The organism is Streptosporangium sp. NPDC000509 (assembly GCF_042898365.1).
Taxonomy (GTDB): domain Bacteria; phylum Actinomycetota; class Actinomycetes; order Streptosporangiales; family Streptosporangiaceae; genus Streptosporangium.
On sequence record NZ_JBIAYX010000009.1, the window covers coordinates 308,853 to 320,321 of the forward strand.

The window sequence follows — 11,469 nt, forward strand, 5'->3', positions numbered from 1 at the left end:
GTGCACAATGCTGACTTGTAATCTATTGACGCGCCCCCCGAGGGGCCACTGCGAAAGGAGGCGCGGATGGGCATGCCGCCCCCCGGGCTCGGCTCCGTCCCCGTCGATTCGGCCCTGCTGCGCGAGGTGATGCGCCGCTTCGCCACCGGTGTGGCGATCGTGGCCACGGTGGACCAGGGGCGGCCCTATGCCGCGTCGGTCAACTCGCTGACGTCGGTGTCGCTGGAACCGCCACTGATCCTCGTCTGTCTCAAGATCGGCTCGAACACCTGCGCGGCCATCGAGCGCAACGGCCGGTTCAGCGTGTGCGTGCTCGCCGAGCAGCACGAGGAGCACTCCCGGCGCTTCGCCGGATCGCAGCCGACCATGGACGACCCCGCCTTCGAGCTGGTGGACGGCCTGCCCGTGATCCGCGGCGCGCTCGCGGGCATGCTGTGCGAGGTCGAGTCCACCCAGCGCAAGGGCGATCATGTGATCGTCATCGGCCAGGTCGTGCGCACCCACCACGAGCACGACACGCCGCTGCTGTTCTTCAACAGCCGCTACCACCGGCTGGCGTCCGGCGAGCCCGCCTGAGCGGACGCGCCCGGTCCGCCCGCCTCAGGTGCGGGTCAGCTCGCGAAAGTGGGTCGCGGCCGGCTCCCTGAGCCGGCCCAGCGCCTCCCAGTAGACCGTGATCGCCTCCTCGCGTGCCCCCGCGTGGGTCGCCCACTCCTCGGGCAGCTCGGGGTCGATGTCGGCGAACGAGCGGAAGGACTGCATCATCTCGGTGCAGGTGACGAACGCCTCCCGCGGCGACATCCGCGGCGGCCGGGTCAGCGGGGCGTATCTGGAGGCGAAGTGGCGATAGCGCTCGGCGACCTGGTCGAGCTGCCACAGATGCCCGAGCAGCGGCCCCGAGGCGACGTCTCCCGAGGGTGAGGCCCGGAAGATCGTGACGGCGTCGGCGATGCCGAGCTTGTCGACCAGGTCGGTCACCTCCGCCACGTAGTCGCGGGGCGAGACCCACATACCGTCCTGCAGAAGCCCGAAACCGTGGAAGCGGAGCTGGCGCACGAAGTTGGACCGCTCGGCCTTGCGGCTGTCGGGCAGCGTGTGCCAGACAAGCGTCCAGGTCGAGGCCGCGCCGGGGCGTTTACCGAGCGAGGAGATCCGCTCGTCGCCGTCCTCCAGCAGATGCACGCTCCGCCTGGTCAGCGTGTAGTAGACGTGCCGCCCTTTACGGTGCCGCTCGGCGAGCTCGCGCTGGACGAGGCGTGCCAGCGCGATGCGGGCCGCCGCGGTGGTGATCCCGAAATAGTCGAGCAAGGTGACCAGGCCGCCCGACCACACCGGCGCCGTGCGGGGCTCCAGGAAGGCCCCGAAAGTCGTCATCAGCAGGCTCTGCGGCTGCACGTCGAAAAGATCATCACCGTCTGTGCGCAAGCCATGATGCTACCATGCGCTCCCTCTCTCCCCGGGGGGCCGCGAGCGCCGAGACCGATCACGGTTTCCTCCGGCGGGTGCCGCCGCGGCCTTGTGGCGCGGTGTTCGCTTCCGCCACAGTTGCCCGGGGGCGTACGACACCCGGGAAACAGGGCTTCAGAGGGCGGGGAGCATGGACACGATCGTCGGCGTGCACGGTATCGGCAAGTACCGCTACTACCGTGACGCGGGTAACTCGGTCGGCGGCGCGGCCGTCGCGATGCGCGACAAGTGGGACCGTTACCTGCACAAGGGCCTCACCGGCGGCAAGCCGCACGCCAAGGAGCGCTACGTCACCGAGATCGCCTACTACGCCCACCTGCTGGGCGAGAGCAAGGACGAGTCCGTACGCGCGGTGCGGAGCATGGACGTCGGCGCCCAGGAGGTCTTCGTCGCCTGGGCCAGGCAGATCGACGCGGTGGGGGAGGGGCTGACCGGCGCCCTATACCGGATGACCGGCTGGCTGCTGGACCGGCTGGAGGTCAACGCCGCCGAGTTCGCCAGGCTGTTCTGCCCCGAGGTCGCCGCCTACATGGCCGCCGGGGGCGAGGCCAGGGCGAAGGCCCGGGCGGCCGTGGCCGAGGTGATCAGGCGCAACCGCCCCAAAGTGGTGATCGCCCACTCGCTGGGCAGCGTGGTGACGTACGAGACGCTCTGGGCCAACCCCGACCTGGAGGTCGACCTGCTCATCACCCTCGGCAGCCCGCTCGGCATGCGCAACGTGATCTTCGAGCGCCTGGTGCCCGCCCCGGTCAACAACTGGGGCGAGCGGCCCCGCAAGGTCAAGCGGTGGGTCAACATCGCCGACAAGGACGACATCGCGGCGATCCCTCCGGCGCTGCGGACCTGCTTCACCGGGGTCGACCAGGAGGTCATCGTCAACCTCGACTGGATCGACTTCCACACCGTGGAGAAATACCTGGGCTGCGGTGCCCTCAACCCCCACCTCAAGCCCTACCTACGCTGACGGCGGGCACCCCCGCTCTGACCGGCCGCGGTGCCTTTGACGGGATCTGTCGGCTCCGTCCTGAAGGCGTTCGCCCGCGCTCACCGGACGTGTCGGTCACCGTGGGTTCCGATCCTTCGCGGTCACGGGCCGTCGTCGCCGTCCGTGCCGCGCGGCCACCGGCGCGAGGTCGGCTCTTCGCCGTGATGTCGTCCCAAGGTCGGCCGTCGTTCAATCACGGTGGGTAAGGCGTCTTTCTGTGCGACGGCTGTTCATCTCGCCTTGATTCGCAGGTCACAGCGGAGAAAGCTGAAAAGGCTGCACTGATGGGGTGGAGCAGAAGCCGTCACGCAGAGTGTTCCTTTCCTTCGCCGCCGCGGGTGCGGGCGGCCTGTTGCTGACCGGGGCGGGGCTCGGCCCCTCCCGGACCCTCGCCGGTGATCCCTTCACCCTCGGCATCGCCTCCGGAGACCCGTCCAAGGACGGGATCGTGCTGTGGACCAGACTCGCCCTCGACCCGCTCGGCCTGAACGGCCGGGGCGGCATGCCGGTGAGGGACGTGGACGTCGAATGGCAGCTCGCCACCGACGAGCGGTTCTCCAAGGTGGTCCGCGAGGGCACCGAGACCGCGCGCTGGAAGCAGGCGCACAGCGTCCACGTCGAGGTCGACGGCCTGGAGCCGGGGTGGGAGTATTTCTACCGCTTCCGCGCCGAGGGCCACCTGTCGCCGACCGGCCGCACCCGTACGGCACCGTCCGCCGTGTCCTCGTCGTCCCCGCTCACCTTCGCCGTCGCCGCCTGCGCCCACTACGAGCACGGCTTCTACACGGCGTACAGAAGGCTGGCCGAGCAGGACCCCGAGCTGGTCGTGCATCTGGGCGACTACATGTACGAGTACGCCCCCCGGGGGTACACGGCGCTGGGCGGGAGCGTCCGGCAGCACACCTGGGGCAAGTGCGCCACGCTGGCCGACTACCGGATGCGCCACGCGCAGTACAAGAGCGACACCGACCTGCAGGCGGCGCACGCGGTCGCGCCGTGGCTGGTCGCCTTCGACGATCACGAGATCGAGAACAACTGGGCGGGGGACGTCTCCAGCACCGGCGCCCCGGCCTTCGCCCGGCGCAGGGCGAACGCCTTCCAGGCGTACTACGAGAACATGCCGCTGCGCAGGACGAGCGTGCCGGGAGGCGCGTCGATGCGGGTCCACCGCCGGGTGGACTGGGGGCCGCTCGCCCGTTTCCACCTGCTCGACACCCGGCAGTTCCGCGACGACCAGGCGTGCGAGGACGGGCTCAGGTCCGGCTGCGACGAGCGGCTCGCGACCGGACGCACCCTGCTCGGCGAGGACCAGCGGCGCTGGCTGCTGGACGGTCTCGCGAGTTCCGGCGCCCGCTGGAACCTGGTCGGCCAGCAGATCCTGATGGCCCAGCGCGACTCCAAGGTCGGGCCGGGAGTCGAGGTCAACATGGACTCCTGGGACGGCTACGCCGCAGAGCGCACCCGCCTGCTCACCGGTTTCCGCGACTCGGGCGCGTCCAACCCGGTCGTGCTGACCGGCGACGCGCACATGCACCACGCGGCGGACCTGAAGCTCGACTTCGACGACCCCGACTCTCCCCGCGTGGCGGTGGAGCTCGTCACCTCCTCGATCGCGAGCGACGGCGACGGCTACCGCGACGAGGGCAGGATCTCCGGGACGATCGCGGAGAATCCGCATATCTCCTACCTTGACCAGCGGCGCGGCTACATCGTCTGCCGGGTCACCCCGGAGGAGCTGCAGGCGGACTTCCGCACGCTTGACTACATCAGCAGGCGCGGCGCCCCCGCGAAGACCGGCGCACGGTTCACCGTGCCGTCAGGACAGTCGGCACTAACCTGAAACGTGAGAGGAATTCGGACTGATTTATTGGATGATGCCGCTTATGAGTCCCCTCACCACGAGGCTCACCGCCGCGGCTCTCGCCGCAGCGGTGGGCGGCGCCCTCCTGTCCCCGACCCCCGCCACAGCCTCATCAACCTTGTCAGCGTTACCCGCGTTACCCGCGTTACCGGCCGTGCCCGCCGCCGCGGCGCCCTCCGCCTTCGGATACGTGATCACCTTCCCCAAGCACGTCAAACGGGGCGGATCCCTCGTCTACTCCGTCAAGGTCCGTAACAGGAAGGCCAAGGGCCAGCACTACGTGGCGCTCACCGGAGACTTCTCCAAACGTTTCCGTAAGATCCGGGTGGTCTCCAAGCCGCGTAGCGTCAAATGCTCCGTCAAGGGCCGCAGCCTGTCGTGCTGGATCACCTCCCTGGACAAGGGCGACTCGACGACCGTGCGGATCCGCGCCTGGGCCGGCTCACGCCGGGGCGTCGCCACCGCCGCGTTCGGCGTGATCGCCACATCCAACGCGGACGCCGACATCCGCAAGCTCCGCAAGGAGATCGGCCGCAAGATCAAGGCCAGCACGCGCATCCGCTGAACCCGCGTCCTCTTTCCGGTGTCGGGCGCGGGGATCACCCCCCGGCCCGGCGCAGAACACGCGCGGAGACTCCGTTCGGCCTCACGATCGGTCCCGGCCGTCAGGCCGGCCGGTCCGCCACCCAGGTGGGTGACGGTCTCGCCGACGATCGGGGGCCCGCCACCACCCGTGCGGCCCGCTCCCTCGCAGGCGTCTACCGCGAGGAGGACGGGCTCGCGAAGGCGTAGCCGAACAGGGTGTCCTTGGGGGCGCCGGCGAGGGGTTTCGCCGTCGACGGGCGAATGCCCGGGTAGGAGCCCTTTCGCACGCTTCCGCGCAGCAGGGTGAGCCTGCCGCTGCCCGGGGCGGCGACGACGAGGCGGCGCCCGGCGACCGCGGCGAGGGCCGCGCCGAAGTCGCCGCCCGCACCGGTGATCAGCAGGTTGTGGTTCTTGGTGAGGCCGCCTGAACGGGTTCCCGCGAGCACGTGGACGGCGTTCTCACCCGGCGCCCCGATCACCAGCTCGTCGTCGCCGTCGCCGTTGAGGTCCCCGGCGGCGAGAGCGGCGCCGAAGCGGTCGAAGTAGCGCGGCTCGCCCTTCAGGGAGCGCTGCGACCATGCCTCGGAGACCGCCGTCCGCAGTCCTGAGCGGGAGCCGTAGACGACGTGTACGGTGCCGTCGCCGTAGTCCATCGCCCGCTGGTTCTCGCTCAGTCCCTCGCCGGGCACCCCGATCGCCAGGTCGTCGCGTCCGTCGGCGTTGAAGTCACCGGCGGCGAGGGCGCTGCCGAAGAAGTCCCAGGCCTCGGCGAGGCCGCTGATCCAGGGGCTGTCCTGGGTGAGCATGGTCGCCTTGCGACGCCGGACGTCGAGGACGGTGACCGAGCCCTGGCCGTTCTTCAGCACCGTGTCCGCGGGCGCGCCCACGGCGATCTCGGCCCGGCCGTCGCCGTCGAAGTCGCCGGTGGCGAGCGCCGCGCCGAACTGGTCGGTCTCCCGCTCACGCTGCCCCACCCAGCGGGTCTCCTGCGTGATCATGTACGGTTTGCGGCCCTTGAGGCCGTACACCCCGACCGCGCCACCGCCCAGCCCGGGGGCACCGATCACCAGTTCGTCGTCGCCGTCGCCGTCCAGGTCCCCCGCCGCGAGCGCGGCACCGAACCGGCCGGGATCACCTTCGCGGCCCAGGTCCCCGGCGTCGATCGTCCTGCCGGGCCGCAGGCCGTCAGGCGAGCCGTGGAACAGTTGCACGACACCGTGGCCGTCCTCTCCCGGCCGGGAGCGGTTCTTCTCGGAGACGCCCACGGCGAGGTCGGCGCAGCCGTCGCCGTCGAGGTCACCGGTCGCGAGCGCCGAGCCGAACGAGTCCCCGGTCTCGCTCTCGCCGAGCACCCCGGGCGTGTCCTGGGTGAGTTCCACGGGGTCGCGCAGGTCGTACAGGACGGTGACCGATCCCGCGCGGGCGTGGCCGCCGGAGCGGGTGTAGGGCGCGGCGACCGCGAGATCGGCCCGTCCGTCGCCGTCGAAGTCGGAGGGTACGCCGGAGCAGGCGGCGGCCGAGGCGTGGACGGGGAGGGGGGAGGCGGAGACCAGCAGGGAGGTGAGGACTGCGGAGGTGAAGAGCGCGGCTCTCATACCTGTGATGGTTTCCGGTGATTCGGACACGCGGCCCACCGGGACATGAAATTCACGTGGCCGGTACGCGTAAAGAACATGCCAGGATTGACGCCATGGAAATCGACCTGGCCGACCTGGGATTCTGGCGGCGGCCGCTCAAGGAGCGGCATGAGGCGTTCGCGCGGCTTCGGGATCTCGACAAGCCGGTGTTCTTCGAGGAGAAGCGGGTCCCGCTGCTCCGCTCGGGCAAGGGTTTCTACGCACTGGTCCGCCACGCCGACGTGGTGGAGGCGAGCCGCAACGCCAAGGTGTTCTCCAGCGAGCCCGGCGTGACCAGCCCCGAGCCGCCGGGCTGGGTCAAGCACGTGTTCGGCGAGTCCATGGTCAACATGGACGACCCCCGGCACGCCAGGCTGCGCCGCATCGTCTCCCGCGCGTTCAGCCCGAAGATGCTGGCCGGTCTGCAGGGCGACATCGACGCCGCGTGCGCGCGCATCGTCGACGACGTGACGGCCGCAGGACCCGGTGACTTCGTCGGCCAGGTGGCCGCCAAGCTTCCCATCCACGTCATCTGCGACATGATGGGCGTCCCCGACGACGTGCGGGCCAAGGTCCACCAGCACGTCGACATCTCCACCGCCTACTCCGGCGTGCGGCCCAGCCTGGCGCACACCGTCAGGATGGCCGCCCAGAACACGCTCGCGCTGCTCGCCCTGCAGCGGCTGGTGATCAACCTGGGCAAGGAGCGTGCCCAGACGCCGCGCGGCGACCTCGTCTCGGCGCTCGTCACCGCGAACGTCGACGGTGAGAGGCTGACCGACCGCGAGCTGGGATCGTTCTTCACGCTGCTGCTCGTGGCGGGCAACGAGACGGCCCGCAACACCATGGCGCACGGCATCAAGCTGCTGACCGACAACCCCGAGCAGCGGCGCCTGCTGGCGGACGACTTCGACGCCCACATCGGCGGCGCGATCGAGGAGATGGTCCGTTACGTCTCACCCATCATGCAGTTCCGCCGCACCGTCACCGAGGACTACGACCTGCGCGGCCTGCACCTGAAGGCCGGTGACAAGGTCGTGCTCTTCTACGGCTCGGCGAACCGCGACGAGACGGTCTTCCCCGACGCCGACCGGTTCGACATCACCCGTGACACCAAGCCCCACGTGGGCTTCGGCGGTCCGGGGCCGCACTTCTGCCTGGGCGCGAACCTCGCCAGGCAGGAGATCAAGGCGATGTTCCGCGAGCTGTTCACCCGGCTGCCGGAGATCCGCTCGGTCGGCGAGCCCGAGCTGCTGGTGTCCAACTTCGACAACAGCGTCCGCAGCCAGGCGTTCACCTTCTGAGGCCTCCTGAGCCACGGTCACTTGCCGGGCTGGGGGGTCGTCACCGGGCAGCTCAGCTTCGGCTCGTCCGGGACGAGGACGTTCTCCCTGATGGTGAGGAAGGTGATCAGCGCCGCGAATCCCATCATCACCGCGCTCACCAGCATCGTGGTGTGGAATCCCGCGGTGAAGATCACGGGGGAGGCGAAGGCGTCGCCGGTCAGCCCGGCGAGCGGGGGGATCGCGGCCACCGCGAGCAGCCCGCCGGTCCTGGCGACGGCGTTGTTCACCCCGCTCGCCACTCCCGCGTGGCGTTCGGCGGCGGTGGCGAGCACCGTCGCGGTGAGCGGCGCGACCGCGGCCGACAGGCCCACCCCGAACAGGGTCGCCGGAAGCAGCACGTCCACCACGTACGACGAGCCGGGGCCGATCCGCGACATCAGCAGCAGGGCGCCGGCGCAGACCAGGATGCCGGCCGTCATCGGCAGCCGGGGCCCCAGGCGCCTGGCCAGCTCACCCGCACGCGCCGACAGCAGCAGCATCAGGATCGTCACCGGGATCATCGCGGTCCCGGCCACCAGCGGGGAGAAGCCCGCCGACACCTGCAACTGGACGACGAGGAGGAAGAACACCACGCCCATCGCGGCGTACATGATGAAGGTGACGACGTTGACCGCGCTGAACACCTTTGAGGAGAAGACCTCGACCGGTACGAGCGCCTCGGGCGAGCGCCTGATCTCCAGCCAGACGAACGCCGCGCCCAGCAGCACGCCCACCGTGATCGGGACGATCGCGAGGTCGATCAGGCCGTAGGTGATCCCGGCGAGCGCGAACGCCGCGAGCGCCGCGCCCAGGACGTCGAACCTTCCGGTGGCAGAGGGGTTTCTGCTCTCGGGGACGTGCCGTAGGGCGACCGCCACGACGAGGACCGCGAGCGGCAGGTTGATCAGGAACACCCAGCGCCACCCGGCCGTCTCCACCAGCCAGCCGCCCAGCAGCGGGCCGATGGCCGCGGCCACCCCGCCCAGGCCCGACCACGCTCCGATCGCCCTGGGCCGGTCGTCGCGGTCGAAGGACGCCTGGATGATGGCGAGGGATCCGGGGGTGAGCAGCGCACCCCCGGCGCCCTGCAGCGCACGGGCGGCGATCAGCGTCTCCACGTTGGGCGCGAGGCCGCACAGGGCGGAGGCGAGGGCGAACCAGGCGACGCCGATCAGGAAGACCTTGCGCCTGCCGTACCGGTCGCCGAGCGATCCGCCCAGCAGGATCAGGCCCGCCAGTGTGAGGGTGTAGGCGTTGACCGTCCACTGCAGGCCCGCCATGTCGGCGCCGAGATCGGCGCCGAGGGCGGGCAGGGCCACGTTGACGACCGTGCCGTCCAGCATGGCCATGCCGGAGCCGAGTACGGTGGTCAGGAGGACCCAGCGACCCGTCGCTGAGGTGAAGCGAATGTGACCGTTGTCCATGCCGCTCATCATCGCCGACCTCCCGCACCTGTCCGACCGCGTCCGCGACCCCGGGAGCGGGGTCCGAAGTGTCGCGCGCCTCTGATAGGACGGTCCTTGTCACAGTCGAGCCTGACGGGGAGCCTCCGATGGACTACAGCGAGTTCAACGACGACGTCGACGGTCTTTACCGAGGAGACTACGCGGGCCTGCCCATCGTGGGCCTGCGCCCCCCGGGCGCTCCCATGCCCGGCGCGGGGGAGGCCGCGTGGCGTGTCTCGGTCCGCGTCTACGACGCCAAGGAGACCTTCGAGGAGCACTTCGCGCGCTTCACCGAGACCGTCGACACCACCGAGGTGAGGGCGCTCATCATCGGTGGCTGGGCCGAGGCCTACGAGAAGGACGCCTCGGAGCCCATCCGGCTGCTGGCGGAGAACGCGGAGCGTTTCCCCGCCCTGCGCTCGCTCTTCTTCGCCGCGATGCCGCAGGAGGAGTGCGAGATCTCCTGGATCCAGCAGAGTGACGTCACCCCGCTGCTGGAGTCCTTCCCACTGCTGGAGCGGCTGGAGGTCCGGGGCGGGACGGGGCTGGAGTTGCGGCCGGTCAGGCACGAGCACCTCAAGATACTGCGCTTCGAGACGGGCGGGCTGCCCGCCTCGGTGGTCAGGGCGGTCGGCATGAGCGAGTTCCCCGCGCTCGAATACCTGGAGCTCTGGCTCGGCACGAGTGAGTACGGCGGTGAGACCACCGGGGCCGACCTGGAGAACATCCTGTCCGGTGAGCGGCTGCCCGCCCTCAGGCACCTGGGGCTGCAGGACAGCGAGATCCAGGACCAGGTCGCGGCTCTCGTCGCCTCCGCCCCCGTCGTGGCCCGGCTGGAGTCGCTCTCCCTGTCGATGGGGGTGCTCACCGACGAGGGCGCCGAGGCCCTGCTCTCCGGGGTCTCCCTCACCCACCTCAAGCGCCTGGACCTGCACCACCACTACCTCACCGACGCCATGGTCGAGCGCCTCACCGCGACGTTCTCCGGCATCTGGCTCGACGTGTCCGACCAGCAGGAGCCCGACGACGAGTGGCGCTACGTCGCGGTCGCCGAGTGAGGGCGCTCGCCGTCGTCGGCACGCCGGGCGACCGGCGGGTGACCATGTTCGCCGACGCCTGCGTCCGGCAGGGGCTGGACGAGCCCGCCGTCGTGCCGTGGACGTCCGTGCTGCGCGGCGAGGAGATCCGGATCGCGCCGGGGACGCTCGTGAGGATCGACTCGCCGGGGGAGGACGCCGAGGCGGACGCGCTGCTGCGCGGCCCCGGCGAGCCGTCCAGGGTCGGTGGGGGCGCCCGCTGGTACGCCGGGTTCGTCGCCGGGATCACCAGGGTCCTTCGGGCGGTGGCCGCGACGCCGGGGGCCGCGCTGCTCGCCGACGTCGAGGACGTCTCGGTGATGTTCGACAAGCGGCGCTGTCACGCCAGGCTGTCGGCGGCCGGGGTGCCGGTGCCTCCGGCACTCGCCGCGCCGGTCGGCGGCTACGCCGAGTTGCGCGAGCGGATGGGCGAGGCCCGCTGGGGCCGGGTGTTCGTCAAACCGGCCCACGGCTCGTCGGCCTCCGGCGTCGTCGCCCTGCACGCGTGGGGGCGCCGGGTGAGGGCGGTGACCTCGGCGGAGCGGGTCTCCGGCGGGCTGCGCAACTCCCTGCGGGTCAGGTGTTACGAGGACGAGACCGAGGTGGCGGCGATCGTCGACCTGCTGGCCACCGACGGCCTGCACGTCGAGCGCTGGTTTCCCAAGGCGAGCCTCGAAGGGCGCGCGATCGACCTGAGGGTGGTCGTCGTGGACGGCACGCCCACCCACGCGGTCGTCCGCGCGAGCCGCAGCCCGATGACGAACCTCCACCTCGGCGGCGTACGGGGTGATCTGGGCGCCGTCGAGGCCGCTCTCGGCCCCCGGGGGTGGGAGACGGTCCTGGAGATATGCGCGCGGACGGCGGCCCGCTTCCCCGGGAGCCTCGCCGTCGGGGTCGACCTGATGATCGGGGTCGACTGGCGGGAGTTCGCGGTGGCCGAGGTGAACGCGTTTGGAGACCTGCTTCCCGGGCTGGAGGGGCTGCCGGGTGGCGGAGCCGAGGGGCTCGACACCTACGGCGCCCAGGTCCGTGCGATCCTCGCCAGGCACGCCCCGATCGGGAGAGCGAGGGTCCCGGTGGGGAGCGGGGGGAGGGGGCCCGGTGCGTGA

10 protein-coding genes are annotated in these 11,469 nt (G+C 70.8%); 7 read left to right on the top strand and 3 right to left on the bottom strand.

Going from position 1 to position 11,469, the window contains the following annotated elements; translation table 11 throughout:
- The first annotated feature begins 66 nt into the window (after nucleotides 1–66).
- The gene (locus ACFY3D_RS18850) at nucleotides 67–576 is read left to right on the top strand and encodes a flavin reductase family protein (protein WP_350943700.1); all 510 of its coding nucleotides are present in this window, start codon (nucleotides 67–69) and stop codon (nucleotides 574–576) included.
- Between the two features lie 24 nt (nucleotides 577–600).
- Here the strand turns inward: ACFY3D_RS18850 and ACFY3D_RS18855 are convergent, their stop codons facing one another.
- Nucleotides 601–1,425: a PaaX family transcriptional regulator C-terminal domain-containing protein gene (locus ACFY3D_RS18855; protein ID WP_389980907.1), complete on the bottom strand. Its 825-nt coding sequence runs from the start codon at nucleotides 1,423–1,425 to the stop codon at nucleotides 601–603.
- A gap of 172 nt (nucleotides 1,426–1,597) precedes the next feature.
- Here ACFY3D_RS18855 and ACFY3D_RS18860 point away from each other — a divergent pair, with 172 nt between their 5' ends.
- The 3 genes from ACFY3D_RS18860 to ACFY3D_RS18870 all read left to right on the top strand — a co-directional run bounded on the left by ACFY3D_RS18860 (nucleotide 1,598) and on the right by ACFY3D_RS18870 (nucleotide 4,878).
- A complete protein-coding gene (locus ACFY3D_RS18860; RefSeq protein WP_389980909.1) occupies nucleotides 1,598–2,431 on the top strand; it encodes a hypothetical protein in 834 nt (277 codons plus the stop codon).
- A gap of 310 nt (nucleotides 2,432–2,741) precedes the next feature.
- A complete protein-coding gene (locus ACFY3D_RS18865) occupies nucleotides 2,742–4,292 on the top strand; it encodes an alkaline phosphatase D family protein (RefSeq protein ID WP_389980911.1) in 1,551 nt (516 codons plus the stop codon).
- 139 nt (nucleotides 4,293–4,431) lie between these two features.
- Nucleotides 4,432–4,878, top strand: coding sequence for a hypothetical protein (locus ACFY3D_RS18870; protein WP_389980913.1), 447 nt, complete (start codon nucleotides 4,432–4,434; stop codon nucleotides 4,876–4,878).
- Nucleotides 4,879–5,071: 193 nt separating this feature from the next.
- Here ACFY3D_RS18870 and ACFY3D_RS18875 read toward each other — a convergent pair whose 3' ends face one another.
- Nucleotides 5,072–6,493, bottom strand: a complete 1,422-nt coding sequence (locus tag ACFY3D_RS18875; RefSeq protein WP_389980915.1) for an FG-GAP repeat protein — start codon at nucleotides 6,491–6,493, stop codon at nucleotides 5,072–5,074.
- 95 nt (nucleotides 6,494–6,588) lie between these two features.
- Here ACFY3D_RS18875 and ACFY3D_RS18880 point away from each other — a divergent pair, with 95 nt between their 5' ends.
- Entirely contained in the window at nucleotides 6,589–7,818 is a 1,230-nt protein-coding gene (locus ACFY3D_RS18880; protein WP_389980917.1) for a cytochrome P450, read from the top strand.
- A gap of 17 nt (nucleotides 7,819–7,835) precedes the next feature.
- On the opposite strand, the gene ACFY3D_RS18885 is transcribed toward ACFY3D_RS18880, so the two are convergent.
- Entirely contained in the window at nucleotides 7,836–9,263 is a 1,428-nt protein-coding gene (locus ACFY3D_RS18885) for an MFS transporter (protein WP_389980919.1), read from the bottom strand.
- A gap of 128 nt (nucleotides 9,264–9,391) precedes the next feature.
- On the opposite strand from ACFY3D_RS18885, the gene ACFY3D_RS18890 reads away from it, so the two are divergent.
- Nucleotides 9,392–10,342, top strand: a complete 951-nt coding sequence (locus ACFY3D_RS18890) for an STM4015 family protein (RefSeq protein WP_389980921.1) — start codon at nucleotides 9,392–9,394, stop codon at nucleotides 10,340–10,342.
- A complete protein-coding gene (locus ACFY3D_RS18895) occupies nucleotides 10,315–11,469 on the top strand; it encodes an STM4014 family protein (protein ID WP_389980923.1) in 1,155 nt (384 codons plus the stop codon). Before ACFY3D_RS18890 ends, ACFY3D_RS18895 begins: the two co-directional genes overlap by 28 nt.